The organism is Betaproteobacteria bacterium (genome assembly GCA_016720855.1).
Classification (GTDB): Bacteria; Pseudomonadota; Gammaproteobacteria; order Burkholderiales; family Usitatibacteraceae; genus FEB-7.
The window spans coordinates 19,027-36,828 of the sequence record JADKJU010000001.1; the positions used below are offsets into that span (position 1 = coordinate 19,027).

Annotated in this window: 12 protein-coding genes; 8 read left to right on the forward strand and 4 right to left on the reverse strand. The window is 65.2% G+C overall.

The window, feature by feature from the left end:
- Window position 1: 1 nt before the first annotated feature.
- Both aceF and aceE read right to left on the reverse strand, forming a co-directional pair.
- A complete protein-coding gene (aceF, locus tag IPP91_00095; protein MBL0140502.1) occupies window positions 2-1,366 on the reverse strand; it encodes a dihydrolipoyllysine-residue acetyltransferase in 1,365 nt (454 codons plus the stop codon).
- On the reverse strand, window positions 1,354-4,014 hold the full coding sequence (gene aceE, locus IPP91_00100) for a pyruvate dehydrogenase (acetyl-transferring), homodimeric type (protein ID MBL0140503.1): 2,661 nt from the start codon (window positions 4,012-4,014) through the stop codon (window positions 1,354-1,356). The genes aceF and aceE overlap by 13 nt, the downstream gene beginning before the upstream one ends.
- 465 nt (window positions 4,015-4,479) lie before the next feature.
- On the opposite strand from aceE, the gene IPP91_00105 reads away from it, so the two are divergent.
- From IPP91_00105 to IPP91_00140, 8 genes are all read left to right on the forward strand, one after another.
- Window positions 4,480-5,304 (forward strand): Stp1/IreP family PP2C-type Ser/Thr phosphatase, encoded by an 825-nt coding sequence (locus tag IPP91_00105; GenBank protein MBL0140504.1) that lies wholly within the window; start codon window positions 4,480-4,482, stop codon window positions 5,302-5,304.
- An 18-nt stretch (window positions 5,305-5,322) separates the two neighbouring features.
- A complete protein-coding gene (locus tag IPP91_00110) occupies window positions 5,323-6,117 on the forward strand; it encodes an FHA domain-containing protein (protein MBL0140505.1) in 795 nt (264 codons plus the stop codon).
- Window positions 6,118-6,297: 180 nt separating this feature from the next.
- Entirely contained in the window at window positions 6,298-7,062 is a 765-nt protein-coding gene (locus tag IPP91_00115) for a 3',5'-cyclic-nucleotide phosphodiesterase (protein MBL0140506.1), read from the forward strand.
- A 58-nt stretch (window positions 7,063-7,120) separates the two neighbouring features.
- Window positions 7,121-9,511 carry a GspE/PulE family protein gene (locus IPP91_00120; protein ID MBL0140507.1) on the forward strand — a complete coding sequence of 797 codons (2,391 nt, stop codon included), beginning with the start codon at window positions 7,121-7,123 and terminating at the stop codon, window positions 9,509-9,511.
- Window positions 9,508-11,193 carry a GAF domain-containing protein gene (locus IPP91_00125; protein ID MBL0140508.1) on the forward strand — a complete coding sequence of 562 codons (1,686 nt, stop codon included), beginning with the start codon at window positions 9,508-9,510 and terminating at the stop codon, window positions 11,191-11,193. Before IPP91_00120 ends, IPP91_00125 begins: the two co-directional genes overlap by 4 nt.
- A 56-nt stretch (window positions 11,194-11,249) precedes the next feature.
- The gene (locus IPP91_00130) at window positions 11,250-14,267 is read left to right on the forward strand and encodes a hypothetical protein (GenBank protein MBL0140509.1); all 3,018 of its coding nucleotides are present in this window, start codon (window positions 11,250-11,252) and stop codon (window positions 14,265-14,267) included.
- 253 nt (window positions 14,268-14,520) lie between these two features.
- Complete coding sequence (locus tag IPP91_00135) at window positions 14,521-14,976, forward strand: pilin (GenBank protein ID MBL0140510.1); 456 nt, start codon at window positions 14,521-14,523, stop codon at window positions 14,974-14,976.
- Between the two features lie 129 nt (window positions 14,977-15,105).
- Entirely contained in the window at window positions 15,106-15,855 is a 750-nt protein-coding gene (locus IPP91_00140; protein MBL0140511.1) for a hypothetical protein, read from the forward strand.
- Window positions 15,856-15,868: 13 nt separating this feature from the next.
- On the opposite strand, the gene IPP91_00145 is transcribed toward IPP91_00140, so the two are convergent.
- Both IPP91_00145 and IPP91_00150 read right to left on the reverse strand, forming a co-directional pair.
- A complete protein-coding gene (locus tag IPP91_00145) occupies window positions 15,869-17,092 on the reverse strand; it encodes an ABC transporter permease (protein ID MBL0140512.1) in 1,224 nt (407 codons plus the stop codon).
- Entirely contained in the window at window positions 17,092-17,802 is a 711-nt protein-coding gene (locus IPP91_00150; GenBank protein ID MBL0140513.1) for an ABC transporter ATP-binding protein, read from the reverse strand. The genes IPP91_00145 and IPP91_00150 overlap by 1 nt, the downstream gene beginning before the upstream one ends.

Below are 17,802 nucleotides of genomic sequence, written 5' to 3' on the forward strand. Positions count from 1 at the left end.
CCTAGAGCATGCCGCGCCGCAGGTCGGCGATGACCTGGGCGAGGTAGGTGGTGAAGCGCGCGGCCGCAGCGCCGTCGATCACGCGGTGGTCGTAGGAAAGCGAGAGCGGCATCATGAGGCGTGGCGTGAATTCCTTTCCGTTCCACACCGGCTTCATCGCGGCCTTCGAGACCCCGAGGATCGCCAGCTCCGGCGCGTTGATGATCGGCGTAAACGCCGTGCCGCCTATGCCGCCGAGCGACGAGATGGTGAAGGTGCCGCCCTGCATGTCCGCGGGGCCGATCTTGCCCTCGCGCGCCCTGGCGGCGAGCTCGCCCGTTTCCTTCGCGATCTCGATCACACCCTTCTTGTCGGCATCCTTGAGCACCGGCACGACGAGGCCGTTGGGCGTGTCGGCGGCGAATCCGATGTGCCAGTAATGCTTGAGGACGAGGTTGTCGCCGTCGAGGGAGGCATTGAACTGGGGGTATTTCTTCAGGGCCGCCACGCAGGCCTTGATGAGGAAGGCGAGCGGCGTCACCTTGGTGCCCGACTTCGCGCCCTCCTCGTTCACGCGTGCGCGAAATTGCTCCAGGTCGGTGATGTCGGCCTCGTCGAACTGCGTGACGTGCGGAATCATCACCCAGTTGCGCGCGAGAACAGGCCCAGAGATCTTCTTGATGCGCGAAAGCGGCTGCGCTTCCACGGGACCGAACTTCGCGAAATCGACCTTGGGCCAGGCGGGCAGTCCGAGATCCGCGAATCCGGCTCCCGCCGCGCTTGTCTTTCCGGAAAGCGCTGCCTTCACGAACGCCTGGACGTCTTCCTTGAGGATGCGCTCCTTCGGGCCCTGGCCTTTCACTTGCGCGAGGTCCACGCCCAGTTCGCGCGCGAAGCGACGCACGCCCGGGCTGGCATGCGACGGCACGCCCGCGCCGATGTCCGGCTCGGTGGGCACGGGCGCAGGCCGGGTCGCCGGAGGCGGCAATGGAGCCGGAGCGGATGCCGAGGCAGCCGGGGCCGGAGCAACTGGGACCGGAGCAGCAGGGGTGGGCGAGGGCGCCGCTGCCGCCGGAAGCTTCGCAGGCGCTGCATCGGAGGATTCCATGATGAGCACGAGGCTGCCTTCGCTCAGCTTGTCCCCGATCTTCACCCGGAGTTCCTTCACCACGCCGGCGGCGGGCGCGGGAACCTCCATGGTGGCCTTGTCGCTCTCGAGCGTGACGAGCGAATCCTCCTTCTTCACCGTGTCGCCGGTTTTCACCAGCACTTCGATCACAGGCACGTCCTTGAAATCCCCGATGTCGGGGACCTTGACCTCGATGGCCGCCAAGGCTCTCTCCTCAGTTGTCGTTCGTATTCGGGCGCTGGCGGTCAGACTGTCCAGGGCGCGGGTTTCTCGGTGTCGATGCCGTACTTCGCGATCGCCTCGGCTACCTTCGCGACCGGGATCTCGCCGTCCTCGGCCAGGGCCTTGAGGGCGGTCACCACGACATAGTGACGGTCCACTTCGAAGAAGCGGCGCAGGTTCTCGCGTGAATCGCTGCGGCCGAAGCCGTCGGTCCCGAGCGCCTTGTAGCGGCGCGGAACGAATTCGCGGATCTGGTCGGCGAACGCGCGCACGTAGTCGGTGGAGGCGACTACCGGGCCCTTCGTTCCGGCGAGGCACTCTTCCACGTGGGACAGGCGCGGCTTTTCCGTCGGGTGCAGGAGGTTCCAGCGGGCCGTGGCGATGCCGTCGCGGCGAAGTTCGGTGAAGCTGGGGCAGCTCCAGAGGTCGGACGCCACGCCCCAGTCGGCCGCCAGCAGGTCCGCAGCCGCGATCACTTCGCGAAGGATGGTGCCGCTGCCGAGCAGCTGCACGCGCGGCCCCTTTGCGCCGCCGCCGCCGGGCAGCTTGTACATCCCCTTGAGGATGCCCTCGCGTGCGCCCTCCGGGAGCGCAGGATGCTCGTAGTTCTCGTTCATCACGGTGACGTAGTAGAAGACGTCCTCCTGGTCCTCGATCATGCGGCGAAGGCCGTCCTGGATGATCACGACGACCTCGTAGGCGAAGGTGGGATCCCACGAGCGGCAGTTGGGGATCATCGAGGAGAGGATGTGGCTGTGTCCGTCCTCGTGCTGCAGGCCTTCGCCGTTGAGCGTGGTCCGCCCGGCGGTGGCGCCGAGCAGGAACCCGCGCGCGCGCATGTCGCCCGCGGCCCACACCAGGTCGCCTGTGCGCTGCAGGCCGAACATCGAGTAGAAGATGAAGAAGGGAATCATCGGCACATTGTTCGTCGAGTACGACGTGGCCGCCGAAATCCAGGAGCACATGGCGCCGGCCTCGTTGATGCCTTCCTGGAGGATCTGGCCGTTCTTGTCCTCCTTGTAGAACATGAGCTGGTCGCTGTCCTCGGGCTCGTAAAGCTGGCCCACGGAGGAATAGATCCCGAGCTGGCGGAAGAGCCCTTCCATGCCGAACGTGCGCGATTCGTCCGGCACGATCGGCACGATGTTGCGGCCGATGTTCTTGTCCCTCACGAGCGTCGTGAGCATGCGCACGAAGGCCATCGTGGTGGAGTTCTCGCGCCCCTCGGCCGTGGCCTCGAGCAGCGGCTTGAAGCTTTCCAGCTTCGGCGCGTCCATGCTGAAGGTGCGGCGGCGGCGCTGCGGGATGGAGCCGCCGAGCCGCGTGCGCGTCTCGTGCAGGTACTTCATTTCCGGCGAATCGTCGGCCGGCTTGAAGTAGGGCAGGTCGCCGAGCCGGTCATCGCCGATCGGAATGGCGAACCGGTCGCGGAACTGGCGCAGCACTTCCAACGGCATCTTCTTGGCCTGGTGGGCGACGTTCTTGCCTTCGCCGACAGCTCCCATGCCGTAGCCTTTCACCGTCTTGGCCAGGATGACCGTGGGCTGGCCGCGGTGGTTCACCGCCGAGTGATAGGCAGCGTAGATCTTGTGCGGGTCGTGGCCGCCCCGATTCAGGCGCCAGATGTCTTCGTCGGACATGTTGGCGACCATCGCCTTCAGCTGCGGATACTTGCCGAAGAAGTGCTCGCGCACGTACGCGCCGTCCCGGCTCTTGAACTTCTGGTACTCGCCATCGACCGCTTCCTCCATGCGGTCGAGGAGGATGCCCTTCTTGTCCTTGGCCAGGAGCGGGTCCCAGTAGGAGCCCCAGATGATCTTGAGCACGTTCCAGCCCGCGCCCCGGAAGTGGGTCTCCAGCTCCTGGATGATCTTGCCGTTGCCTCGCACCGGCCCGTCCAGGCGCTGCAGGTTGCAGTTCACCACGAACACCAGGTTGTCGAGTCCCTCTCGCGCCGCCATCCCGATCGCACCCATCGACTCCGGCTCGTCCATCTCGCCGTCGCCCATGAAGGCCCAGACCTTGCGCCCCGTCGTCTTGGCGAGGCCGCGATCCTCGAGGTAGCGCAGGAACCGGGCCTGATAGATCGCCTGGATGGGCCCCAGGCCCATCGAAACGGTCGGGAACTGCCAGAAGTCCGGCATCAACCAGGGGTGCGGGTAGGAGGAAATTCCCTTTCCGCCGACTTCCTGGCGGAACATGTCGAGCTGCGCCTCGCTGAGCCTTCCCTCGAGGTAGGCGCGCGCGTACACGCCCGGCGAGGAGTGCCCCTGGATGTAGATGAGGTCGCCCCCGTGGCTCTCGGTGGGTGCATGCCAGAAGTGGCTGAAGCCCACGTCGTAGAGGGTCGCGGCGGAGGCAAAGCTCGCGATGTGTCCGCCCAGCTCGAGGTCCTTGCGGCCGGCGCGCAGTACCATCGCCACGGCATTCCAGCGCACGATGTTGCGCAGGCGATTCTCGATTTCCATGTCGCCCGGCAGCGGTGCTTCGAGGTGCGGCGGAATGGTGTTGATATAGGCGGTGTTCGCGCTGTAGGGCAGGTTCACGCCCGAGCGGCGCGCCTTGTCGATGAGGTGTTCGAGAAGGAAGTGCGCGCGATCCGGGCCTTCAACGGCGAGAACGGCTTCCAGCGCGTCCACCCACTCCTGGGTTTCCGACGGGTCGATGTCTTGCGGGCGGTCCATGATGGCCTCGGGAGGGGGCGTTCGTGTAGGCGAAATTGCGCGAAAGGGGTCCATTAGACCGAATCGCATAATCGCTGGCAACCTGCGCCGTTCCGGGCAAACTGGCCGTTTTCCCGGGGGAGCGGCGGGGACCCGGCCCAGGGGCTGGAAGCGCCCTTCGCGCGAGAAGTCCCTAGACAAATCAGGGACATCGGGCCGACAATCGGGATTGTTTCTCAAAAAAGCTTTTTAAGTTATTATAAAAACGGGTTTTTGCACTTTTCGTCAGGGAGGCCGGACGGGCCTTCACCCGGCTGCAGCCGCAGAAAGGGCGGGTGCGTCTGGGCGCCCGTGACCGGTAACCACAAGAATCGAGAACGCAATGGACCATCGGGCGCACCGGAAAGGGGAGAGCGGAGCGCGAAGCGCGAGCCAGGAGGCCGCGCGGGTGCTCACGCTGCCCAGTGCCTGTCGGAGTGACGGGACGTGAATCTCTCGCAGGCGCTGCAGAGCGCAAGCCTCACCGACCCCGGGCGGGTCCGCGACCACAACGAGGATTGTGTCGAGCTGCGGCCGGAGATCGGCCTGTACGTCCTTGCGGACGGGATGGGTGGATACAATGCCGGCGAGGTCGCCAGCGGCATGGCGACCTCGTTGATCGCGGACGGGATGGCGGAAGCGTGGGTCCCCAGGGACGTGGACCGGCTGTCGCGCGAGGAGGCGATGGCGCTCGCCGACCGCCTCGTCAGGGAACAGATCGCGCGCGCCAACACCGCCATCTTCACCACCTCTCAGAACAACCCGGAATGCGCGGGGATGGGCACCACCCTCGTCGTCTGCCTGTTCTACGACGGCTTCCTCAGCGTGGCCCACATCGGCGATTCGCGGCTCTACCGGCTTCGCGGCGAGGCGATGGAACAGGTGACGCGCGACCATTCCCTGCTCCAGGAGCAGCTGGACTCGGGGCTCATCACGCCGGAGGAAGCAAAGCTTTCCCAGAACAAGAACCTCGTCACCAAGGCGCTCGGCATCGATCCCGCCGTGGAGCCCGAGTTGCACGTCTACGAGACCGAGGCGGACGACGTCTACCTGCTGTGCTCGGACGGGTTGAGCGACATGGTGGAAGACGAGGAGATCAGGCTCACGCTCATCACGCTGCGGTCCAACCCGAGCCTGACCGTCCAGCAGCTGGTACAGGCGGCCAACGACAACGGCGGCCGTGACAACATCTCGGCGATGCTCGTTCGCGTCGCCGAACCCTACGCCGTGGCGCGCGGCTGGCTCGCGCGATTCAAGGCATTATTCAGGTAATTCGCAAGGAAACCGACCATGGCCAAGCTGATATTGAGTGTCGATGGGCAGGTGCTGAAGGAGCACACGCTCTCCAAGGAGCGCACCTTGATCGGGAGGAAGCCCCATAACGACATCCAGATCGACAACCTCGCGGTCAGTGGCGAGCACGCGGCGATCATCACGATCCTGAACGACTCGTTCATCGAGGACCTGGGCAGCACCAATGGCACCATGGTGAACGGGAAGCCCGTCAAGAAGCACTTCCTCCAGGCGAACGACGTCATCGAGATCGGCAAGCACAAGCTCAAGTACTTCAACGACGCCCCGTCGCAGACGGGCCCGGCCGACTTCGAGAAGACGATGATCATCCGCAGCCCGTCGAAGCCGGCTGCCCCGGCCCCGGCTCCCGCTCCGACTCCTGCCGCGGCGCAGACCTCGCCTCCCGCGCCGGCCCCGGAAAGGGTGTCGAGCGACACGGTGACGAACATGAAGGCGATGGCGCCCGAGGTGGTCAGGCCGGCGGCGGCGCCTGTCGCCCCCACGGCGCATGCCGACCATGCCCCCCTGCCCGACGCCGCGATCCAGGTGCTTTCCGGCGCCGCCGCCGGTCGCACGCTCGACCTGACCAAGAACCTCACCACGATCGGCAAGCCCGGGTTGCAGGTCGCCGTCATCACCAAGCGGCCCAACGGCTACTTCATCACCCACGTCGAGGGGGCGAGCTACCCGAACCTCAACGGGACGTCGCTGGGTGCCCAGGCGCACCTCCTGGGCGACCACGACATGATCGAGATCGCCGGGGTGAAGATGGAGTTCTTTTTCAAGCCGTAGGCGCCCTGGCGGGGGTTTCGGCGGGCGGCAGCCGGCCCGGCACCGCGAACTGTGCAATGCCGCATACCCGGCGCGGCCTTTTTCGCCAATAATGGCCCGTGAATCCCGGGCCTGGGGCCCGGCCGGCGCCGTGGCTCGCGGGCCGGAAACAATCCCGTGAGCAAGGGCCGAGGTCAGGAGATGCGGATCAGGGTTCTGGGGTGCAGCGGCGGCATCGGCGGGAGCCTGCGGACCACCGCATTCCTCGTCGATGACGACATCCTCGTCGACGCCGGGACAGGCGTGGGCGACCTGCCCCTCGAGAGCCTTGCGAAGATCGACCACATATTCGTGAGCCATTCGCACCTCGACCACGTGACCAGCATCCCGTTCCTCGTGGATACCGTGTGCTGGATGCGCGGCAGCCCGATTGTCGTCTACGGGATCAAGGAAACGCTGGATATCCTTCGCGCCCACGTCTTCAACTGGAAGGTCTGGCCGGACTTCACGCAGATACCCGATGGCGACAATCCGTTCATGAAGTACCGGGAGATCCAGGTCGGCGAGACGATGCAGATGGGTGAGCGGCGGATCACCGCGATCCCGGCCAACCACACGGTGCCCGCAGTGGGGTATCTTCTCGACAGCGGGCGGGCAAGCCTCGCCTATTCCGGCGACACGACGATGAACGACGGCCTCTGGAAGGCGGTGAACGCGGCCGCGAACCTGCGTTACCTCATCATCGAGACGGCGTTCTCGAACAAGGAACGCGACATCGCGGTTGCCTCGAAGCACCTGTGCCCGGACATGCTGGCGCGGGAACTGGAGAAGATGCATGCCCGGCCGGAGGTGTTCATCTCCCACCTCAAGCCCGGGGAAGGGGCGCTCACGATGAAGGAGGTCTCCGAGACCGCAGGACGCTGGCGGCCCCGGATGCTGGAAAACAATCAGGAGTTCACGCTCTAGCGCGAGCGGCGCGGGAACATTCGGGAATGGCAGTCACCACAGATCGGCAGGTGCACACATGAGCGCAGTCCTCGAACCCAAGGTGCCGCAGGCTTCGGCCGGCGCGGCGGACGTTGCCGTCAAGCTGGCCTTCTCCAAGAAGATCCAGGCGGTCACGAACCGGATCCACTCCACGAACAACGTCGACGAGATCATTCTCGAGGTCTCGCGCGACATCTGCCAGCTGTTCGAGGCGGACCGGATGACGATCTACACGATGAGCGAGGACCTCCAGTCCATCGTGTCGAAAGTGAAGACCGGACTCAATTCCTTCAAGGACATCAAGCTGCCGATCTCGGAATCGTCGCTCGCCGGCTTCTGCGCGCTGCACAAGCGCCACATGAACATCAAGGACGTGTATGACGACGCGGAGCTCAGGCAGTTCTCGCCCAACCTGGCGTTCCTGAAGGCCGTGGACCAGCGCACGGGATACCGCTCCAAGCAAATGCTCATCGCGCCCATCCTCGGCGGCGACTCGGGCACGGAACTCATGGGGGTGCTGCAGCTCATCAACAGCCTGTCGGGGCAGCCGTTCAGCTCGCTGCACGACGAAGGCGTGATGGAACTCGCCAAGACGCTCGCCATCGCGTTCCGCGTCCGCCAGCAGATGCCGGGGCAGATCGCCTCCAAGTTCGAGTACCTCGTCATCGACAGCATCATCCAGGCCGGCGAGCTCGATCTCGCCACCAAGGCCGCGCGGCGCAAGAACAAGAACGTCGAGGACATCCTCATCGACGAGTTCCAGGTGAAGTCGGCCGCGATCGGTGCCGCGCTTTCAAAGTTCTTCAGTGTCGAGTACGAGGCGCACAAGGCCGACCGCATCAAGCCTCTCGACCTGCTGAAGAACCTGAAGCGCGAGTACTGCGAGGCCAACCAGTGGATCCCGCTGGAGGACTCGAAGGCGGGAATCATCGTCGTGGCCACGGACCCCGAGCGCGTGCGCAACTCGCGCATGGTCGAGAACGTGTTCCCGCGGGCGAAGATCGTCTTCAAGGTCACCACGCAGCGCGATTTCGCGCAGCTCCTCACCCACTACTTCGGCGGCGCCGCCGACAGCGGCATGAGCAGCGAATCGATCGGCGACCTGCTCTCCAACCTCGACGACGAGGAGGATCCCGGCTCGATCGGCGCGGACGACGTTTCCGCGGCCGCCGACAACGAGCTGGTGAAGCTCGTGAACAAGATCATCGTGGACGCCTACAACCAGGGGGCGTCCGACATCCACATCGAGCCCCTGCCCGGCAAGGGCAAGACCGGCGTCCGGTTCCGGAAGGACGGCTCGCTCAATAACTACATCGAGGTCCCGGCTTCCTACCGTCAGGCGCTGGTCACCCGCCTGAAGATCATGTGCGACCTCGACATCTCGGAGAAGAGGAAGCCGCAGGACGGAAAGATAAAGTTCAAGAAATTTGGACCCCTCGACATCGAGCTTCGCGTCGCGACCATTCCCACGGCCGGGGGCGTCGAGGACATCGTGATGCGCATCCTCGCAGCCGGCGAGCCGATCCCGCTGGAAAAGCTCGGCGTGCTGCCGGCGAACATGGATCGCCTGAAGGCCTGCGTCTCGAAGCCCTATGGCCTGTTCTTCGTCTGCGGCCCGACGGGTTCCGGCAAGACCACGACGCTGCACTCCGTGCTCGGCTTCCTCAATACCGTCGACACGAAGATCTGGACCGCCGAAGACCCGGTTGAAATTACGCAGAAGGGGCTGCGCCAGTGCCAGGTGAACCCCAAGGCGGGTTTCACCTTCGCCACGGCCATGAAGGCGTTCCTGCGCGCGGACCCGGACATCATCATGGTGGGTGAGATGCGTGACAAGGACACCACCGCGATCGGCATCGAGGCTTCCCTCACGGGCCACCTGGTGTTCGCGACCCTGCACACGAACTCCGCTCCGGAATCGATCATCCGCCTGCTCGACATGGGCATGGATCCCTTCAACTTCGCCGACGCGCTCCTGGGCATCCTCGCCCAGCGCCTTGCCAAGCGCTTGTGCAAGTGCAAGGAGGCATACACGCCCGGCCAGGACGAGATCAAGCATTTCATCACCGAGTACTGCGAGGAGCTGCGCAACACCGAGGAGTTCAAGAACGACCCCAATGCGGGCTACAAGAAGGTCTTCGACCGTTTCCAGAAGGACTACGGCTTCGGCAAGCCCGACTTTGTGCTGTCCAAGCCCAAGGGGTGCGACATCTGCGGCGGCTCCGGCTACAAGGGCCGGGTCGGCCTGCACGAACTCATGGTCGGCAGCGACCCGGTGAAGAAGATGATCCAGGAACACGCCCGCGTGGCCCAGCTCTTCGCGCAGGCGCTCTCCGACGGCATGCTCACCCTCAAGATGGACGGGATGGAAAAGGTGCTACAGGGCATCACGGACATGAAGCAGGTGAGGGCGGTCTGCATCAAATGACGCCGCAGGCGGGGCAGGCGAGGCTCGATGTTCCGGCCCCCACGCTGGAGGACCTGAAGCATTCCCTCGAGACGCATTTCCTCACCAAGCTCGAGTACCTCAACGCGATCGGGATTGCGCTCTCCCAGGAGCGCGACATCAACCGGCTGCTGGAGACCATCCTGGTCGCGGCCAAGAACCTCACGCGCGCGGACGGCGGCACCCTCTACCGGCTGGTCGACGACAAGCTGCAGTTCGAGATCCTGAGGAACGACAGCCTTTCCATCTCGATGGGCGGCACCTCCGGCAATGCCGTCCCGTTCTACCCCATCCCCCTGCACGACAAGGATGGAAACCCGAACCGGACGATGATCGCCGCCTACGCGGCCCTGAACGACCGTACGGTGAACATCGCCGACGCCTATACGGCCGAGGGTTTCGACTTTTCCGGCACGCGCAACTTCGACAAGCGCACCGGCTACCGCTCGACCTCCTTCCTCACGGTGCCGATGAAGAACCACGAGGGCGAGATCATCGGGGTGCTCCAGCTGCTCAATGCCATCGACGCCGAGACGGGAAAGGTCACGGTGTTCAGCGACGAGGACCGGCGGCTGGCGGAGTCGCTCGCCTCCCAGGCCGCGATCGCGCTGACCAACCGCCTCCTCATCCAGCAGCTCGAGGTGCTGTTCGAATCCCTCATCGAGCTCATCAACACCGCGATCGACGACAAGAGCCCCTATACGGGCGGGCACTGCAAGCGCGTGCCCACGCTCACCATGATGCTTGCGGAAGCCGCGAACACGGCGTCCCAGGGACCGCTCGCCTCGTTCCGCATGACTGACAAGGACCGCTACGAGCTGAAGATCGCCGGGTTGCTGCACGACTGCGGCAAGATCACGACGCCGGTGCACGTCGTGGACAAGGCCACGAAGCTGCAGACCATCTACGACCGCATCGACCTCCTCGACACGCGCTTCGAGGCGCTCAAGCGGGAAGCCGAGGTCGCGATGCTGCGGGCCACGCTCGCCGCGCGGGGTGCGCTCGACGCCTCCTCGGAGCAGCGCGCGCGCGAGGACTTCGAGGTGAAGATCCGGCAATACGACGACGACCGGGAGTTCCTGCGGCGCACCAACGTCGGCGGCGAGCGCATGAGCGCCGAGGACCAGGCGCGCGTCTCGCGCATCGCGCAATACACCTGGACAGGGCCGCGCGGCGTGCCGGAGCGTTTCCTTTCCCGGGACGAGGAGGCGAACCTGAACATTCCCTACGGAACGCTCAACGCGCAGGAGCGCGAGATCATCAACCACCATATCGTGGCCACGATCAAGATGCTGGAGGCCCTGCCGTGGCCCCGCCACCTCATGAACGTCCCGGAGTACGCCGGCGGGCACCACGAGCGCATGGACGGGAAGGGTTACCCGAAAGGGCTCACGCGGCCGCAGATGAGCGTGCAGGCCCGCATCATGGGCATTGCCGACATCTTCGAGGCCCTCACCGCCAAGGACCGCCCCTACAAGCCCGGCAAGACGCTCTCCGAATCGCTCTCGATCCTGGGCAAGTTCAAGGAAAACGGCCACATCGACCCGGACCTCTTCGACATCTTCCTGAAGGAGCGGGTCTATCTTCGCTACGCGCAGGAGTTTCTCGATCCCGAGCAGATCGACGAAGTCGATCCCGCCAGGATCCCGGGCAACCCCGGCTAGCGGCACGAATCTTGCCTCTTCCGGGGGCGTTCCACCACCTACCTGTCCCACATCCCATGACGAAACGCATTCCCGTCGGCGTCTTCTTCGCGCTGTTCACCATTTCCGGATTCGCCGGCCTCATCTACGAATCGATCTGGAGCCACTACCTCAAGCTCTTCCTCGGGCACGCCGCCTACGCGCAGACGCTCGTGCTCGCGATATTCATGGGCGGGATGGCGCTCGGCTCCTGGCTGGTCAGCCGCTATACCGGGCGGATCAGGAACCTCCTGCTGGGCTATGCCATCGCCGAGCTATTCATCGGCATCCTCGCGATTGCCTTCCACCGCGTCTTCGTCTCGGTCACCGGATGGGCGTTCGATTCGGTGCTTCCGGCGCTCGGCGGAACCGGGGCGGTAGACCTCTTCAAATGGACGCTCGCCTCGGCGCTCATCCTGCCGGCCTCGGTACTGCTGGGCACGACGTTCCCGCTCATGAGCGCGGGCATCATGCGCGTCTATCCGCAGGAGGGCGGGCGGGCGCTCTCGATGCTCTACTTCACCAACAGCTTCGGCGCGGCGGTCGGGGTGCTCGCGAGCGGCTTCTACCTGATCGAGAAAGTGGGCCTGCCCGGGGCGATGCTCACCGCGGGGCTCCTCAACGTGACGCTCGCCTTTGCCGTCTGGCTCATCACGAAGCGGATCGAGGTCGCCGGGGAATCCGTCGCCGCGCCGGCGAGCGGTGGCGGGGAAGGCGGCAAGCGCATTTTCCGGCTGATGATCGTGCTCGCTTTCGCGACGGGCGGTGCCTCGTTCGCCTACGAGATCGCGTGGATCCGCATGCTGAGCCTGGGGCTGGGAGCCTCCTCGCACGCCTTCGAGGTGATGCTGTCCGCCTTCATCCTCGGGATGTCGATGGGAGGGCTCGTTCTGCGGCTCATCCCGAATGCCTTTCGCGACGACCTGAAGTGGCTGGCGGGGATCCTCGTGGCCAAGGGCGTCTTCGCGGTCGGGGCGCTGGGCGTCTATGGCGCAGTGATGGATTTCGTGGCCTGGACGATGCGCGCGGTTGCGCCAACCGCCGAGGGCTACGTGATGATGAACGTGTCCGGCCTCGTCGCCTCGATGATGGTGATGTTCCCCGCCGCCTTCTGCGCCGGGATGACGCTTCCGCTCGCCACGAACGCGCTTCTCGTTCGTCGGCACGGCGAAGCGTCCATTGGCCGGATCTACGGCGCCAACACGGCGGGGTGCATCGTGGGTGCGGCCTTCGCGACCCATGTGGGCATGGAAGCATTCGGCGTGAAGGGTCTGACCGGCCTGGGTGCGATCGCGGACCTCGCGATGGCGGCGGCCGTTTTCGCCATCGGAATGCGCATCAACATCCGCACGGCGTTCGCGGCTGCTGCCGCCGTTGCCGCCGCGGCCGTGGCGATGTACGCCGCAAGCGACCTGGACGAACTCAAGATGGCCTCCGGCGTGTTCCGCTACGGCACGTTCCTGTCGCCTGAGAACGCTCGCGTCGTGTTCTACCGCGATGGCAAGACCGCGACCATTTCCGTGATCGACATCCGCAACTCGCGAAGCATCCGCACCAACGGCAAGCCCGACGCTTCCATTGAATTCCACAACCGCACGCGCCCTTCGAGCGACGAGCCGACGATGGTCCTGGCCGGGACCCTCCCGTTCGCCTTCAAGCCCGATGCGAAGCGCGTGGCGAACATCGGATTCGGTTCCGGGCTCACGACGCACGCCGTGCTCGGCAGCCCCGCGGTCGCGGTCGTCGACTCCATCGAGATCGAGCGCATGATGATCGAGGGCGCGCGCCTCTACGACCCCTTCAATCGCCGCGCCTACCACGACCCGCGAAACCGGTTCCAGATCGACGACGCGAAGACCTTCTTCGCATCGCACGGAACGAAGTACGACGTGATCATCTCGGAGCCGTCCAACCCGTGGGTGAGCGGTGTGTCGTCGCTCTTTTCCGAGGAGTTCTATGCGCACGTCGGCCGGCACCTCGTGGACGACGGCCTGCTTGTCCAGTGGGTGCAGATCTACGAGATCAATTTCGACCTCATGGCGTCCATCGTGAAGGCGCTCGGAAACCACTTCGGAGACTACGAGCTGTTCACCTCCGGCACGGGGGATATCCTGATCGTGGCCACGAAGGCGCGCAAGCTCCCGGCGATGGTCGATGCGCCGTTCCGCTTCCCGGACATGTCGCGCGACCTGGCGAGCCTCGGTTATCGCTCCCTTGCGGACTTCGAGATGTCGCGCGTCGGTTCACGGCGTGCCCTCGAGCCGCTGTTCCGCTCGGGCATCTACCCGGCGAACTCCGACTACTTCCCGATGATCGACACCCGCGCCGCAAAGGCCCGTTTCATGCATCAGAGCGCGACCGAGCTGGGAGCGCTGTCGCAGGGTTACGTTGCCTTCGCGGCGTTGTTTTCGCGCGACGCGCGGTACGACCCCCGCACCCTCGACCCCTCGTGGAAGGTGGTCAACCGGACGGCGATGAGCGCCCTCACGGCGAAGCTGTCCTGGCAAGCCTTCCTCTCGCCCGCCGATGCGGGCGTCGTCGGAATCGAGCCGCGTTACGCGATGCAGTTGAAGTTGATGCGTGACGGGTTGGCCGACTGCTCGGCGCAGCCTGAAATGTGGGTGGACATGGCCGAGGACCTTTACCGGACCACGATTCCCTATCTCGACGCGCCCGCGCACAAGGAGCTCTACGCGCGCATCTCCGGTTCGCGGTGCTACCACCAGTTGCCGGCCATCGATCGCGACCGCGTCGATCTCCAGAACGCGATGGCGATGCGCGACTCGGGGCACGCTGTGGCCCTGGCCGAGAAGCTCCTGGGATCGGGACGCGAGTGGACGAAGGCGGACCGGGCGCAGCTCCTGTTCATCGCGGCGTCAGGGCGGCTGGCCGCGGGCGACATCGCCGGCGCGAAAGCGCTGTGGGTCCGGCATGGTGACGCCGTCGAACCGCGGCAACTCGATCACCTTGCCATCCGGTTGCTGCTCTCCTGGATGGATCCGGAATATCTCGGTCGACCGGCGACGGCGGGCGACGACAAGGCCTCCAAAAACTGACGATCCTGGGCACATTGTGCCCCGCGGGTTTCGGTCTTGCCTGCGCCCCCCGCCCATCGTGCCGCGAGAAGCGGGGGGGCAGATGCAAGATCAACAGCCCCAGTTACCGGATATCAATGAAAACAACAGGTTACCATGTTACAGCTGACGCAAATCCGTAGGCGGATCGTGGCATACGGATTGCTCACATAACTTCGCACACCCAGGTGTGGTTCCAACGGCCCAACCTTCCAATTCAATCCGGAGTCTCCTCATGAAGAAAATCCAGCAAGGTTTCACGCTTATCGAACTGATGATCGTCGTTGCGATTATCGGCATCCTCGCGGCGGTCGCCATTCCCGCCTACCAGGATTACCTGAAGCGTTCGAAGATCACTGAAGTCGCGGCCACCGCCGGCGCATGCAAGACTTCCGTGGGCGAGTTCATCGCCTCCAAGAACCTCCTCCCGGCGAACGTCCTGGAAGCCGGCTGCTCGCAGACCAAGACCACCTACGTGAACGGCGTGACGGTTGTCGGCGCGAAGATCGGTGTCGAGATCAAAGCAGTGGACTCGACGGTCGATGGCAAGAACCTGTTCCTCCAGGCTGAAAAGTCCCCCGGCGTGCTGAACGACGGCACGACGTCGGTCACTGGCTGGTATTGCAGCACGGATTCCGCCAACACCGAGTGGAAGTTCTTCCCGGCCAACTGCCGCCAGGCCTCGCTGTAATCGCCTGAGCAGTACCTGCAGTACGGAAGGGCGGGGTTTCCCCGCCCTTCTTCTTTTTGGCGAGGCGCTTTGTTCCCTGCGCCTCGATGCGGGATAATTGCGGTCCCTTCCGCGCCGCACGCGAAATCCATGAATCGCTGGAAAGCATTCGCCATCCACCTGGGCATCAGCGCGACGATCGGAACGATCGTGGTCGCCACGATGCTCCTCGTCTGGTACCCCGGCCCTTTCTTCACGGCGATGGGCGGGAACGAACTCGTCATGATCCTGCTGGGCGTGGACGTGGTGCTGGGCCCGCTCATCACGCTGGTGGTGTTCAATCCGCGCAAGGGGCTGCGGCTGCTGCGCATGGACCTCGCCTTCATCGGCGTCATCCAGACTGCGGCGCTGGCCTACGGCGGGTATGTCATCGCCGAGGTGCGGCCCGTGTACATGGTGTTCACGATCGATCGCTTCGATCTCGTGGCGGCCACCGACCTCAAGGAAGCGGAACTTGCCCGCGTGGCCGACCCGGAGTTCAAGGGCGTTCCGTGGGGCAGGCCGCGAACAGTCGCAGTCAATAGCCCCAGGGACCCGAAGGAGCAGATGCGCATCATCCAGTCGGCGCTCGCCGGCGCGGACCTGCAGACCTTTCCGCAGTACTACGCGAAGTACGAGACGCTCGCGGCTCGTGCGCTGAAAGTCTCGAAACCGGTGACTGTGCTGCGCAAGCGCCATCCCGATGAATCGGCGCTCATCGACCGGACGCTGGCGGAACTCGGGCGCAGGGAAGAGGAATTGCGCTTCCTGCCCCTCAAGGCGAGAAGCCGGGACTACTGCGTGCTGCTCGATGCGAAGACCGGCGCGGTCGCGGGCTTCCTCGAGATCGTGCCCTGGTAGGACGGTACCGCCCCTACTCGTAGCGAAGCGCCTCGACCGGCCGCAGGCTCGCCGCGCGGCGAGCGGGCCAGAACCCGAAGAAGATTCCGGTCGCCGCCGAGACGGCAAAGGCCACCACGGCCACCCATGCGGAGAAGGCCACCTCGATCTGCATCGCCTTGCCGACCGCGAAAGCGCCGGCCACGCCGATCGCGATGCCGATGAGGCCGCCCACGATGCAGATCATCAGTGCCTCGAGCAGGAACTGCATCAGCACGTCGCGCTGGCGCGCGCCGATGGCCATGCGGATGCCGATCTCGCGCGTGCGCTCGGTGACCGACACCAGCATGATGTTCATGATCCCGATGCCGCCCACGACGAGCGAGATGGACCCGATGGCGCCCAGCATGAGCGAGAGGATGCGCGCCGTGGCCGATGCCGCCTCGGCCACTTGCGTGAGGTTGCGCACCGTGAAGTCGTCGTCGGCGTCGGGCTGGATGCGATGGCGCTGGCGCAGCAGCAGGGTGATGTCGTTTTCCGCGGCGCGAGTGGCTTCCTGGCTCACCGCCTGCACGAACATGAAGCGCACGGTGCCGGGGAAGCGGTTGCCGAACAGCTTGCTCTGGGCCGTCGTGATGGGGACGAGGATCGAATCGTCCTGGTCGCGGCCGTCCAGGCTCTGGCCCTTTTTCTTGAGCACGCCCAGCACCTGGAAGGGCTGGCCGCGGATGCGGATGGTCCTGCCGACGGGGTCTTCGGTATCGAAGAGCTTCTCGACCACGGTCGAGCCCAGCAGGGCCACCCTCGTGGAACTGCGGATGTCGGTTTCGCTGATGGCTTCCCCGGCCTCGACGGGCCAGTCGCGCACCATCGTGTACTCGGGCGTGACTCCCAGCACCTGGGTGCCCCAGTTGTTGATGCCGTAGGCCACCTGCGCGCCGCCGGGGAAGGTGGGGGCGACCGCCTGCACATCGGGCAGCCGCGCGATGGCCTCGGCATCCCCGGTTGTCAGCGTGGGGGCGTTGCCGGACCCGAAGCGCAGCGTGCCTGAACTCGTGCTGCCGGAGAGGATCACCAGCAGGTTGCTGCCCATCGAGGACACCGCGCGATTCACCTGGTTCTGCGCTCCCGTTCCGACCGCCAGCATCAGCACCACGGCGGATACGCCGATCACCATGCCGAGCATCGTGAGGCCGGTGCGCAGCTTGTTGGCGCCGAGCGAACGCGCCGCTTCGCGGATGATCGAGAGGAAGTTCATCAGGCTGCGCTCTCGTGCAGCACCGGCCCGTCGTGGACGACGTGGCCATCCTTGAAGCGGATGAGCCGGTTGGCGAACTGCGAGATGTCATGCTCGTGCGTGACGAGCAGGATCGTGACGCCCGTCTCGCGGTTGAGCGCGGTGAAGAGGTTCATGATCTCGATGCTCGATTGCGTGTCGAGGTTGCCCGTGGGCTCGTCGGCCAGGATCAGCTTCGGGTGGTTGGCCAGCGCGCGGGCGATGGCGACCCGCTGCTGCTGGCCGCCGGAGAGACGATTGGGCATCGCGTTCGCATAGGGAGCCAGGCCGACCTTCGCCAGCAACTCCTCGGAGCGACGGCGCCGCTCGGCGCCCGGCGTCCCGGAATAGACCATCGGAAGTGCCACGTTGTCGGAAGCCGAGATGCGCTTGAGCAGGTTGTAGCCCTGGAAGACGAATCCGAAGATGCGATTGCGCACGTGCGCCAGCTCATCGGTGGAGAGCCCCGCAACATCCTTGCCGTCGAGTCGGTACGTGCCGCTCGTGGGGGAGTCGAGGAGCCCGATGATGTTCATGAAGGTCGATTTGCCCGAGCCCGAGGGCCCCATCACCGCGACGAACTCGCCCTGCCCGATGCCGAGCGACACCGATTGCAGCGCCGGGGGCGTCCCCGGCGCAGCCGACTCGTAGAGCTTGCCGAGGTTCTCGACCTCGATGAACCGGTCGGCCAT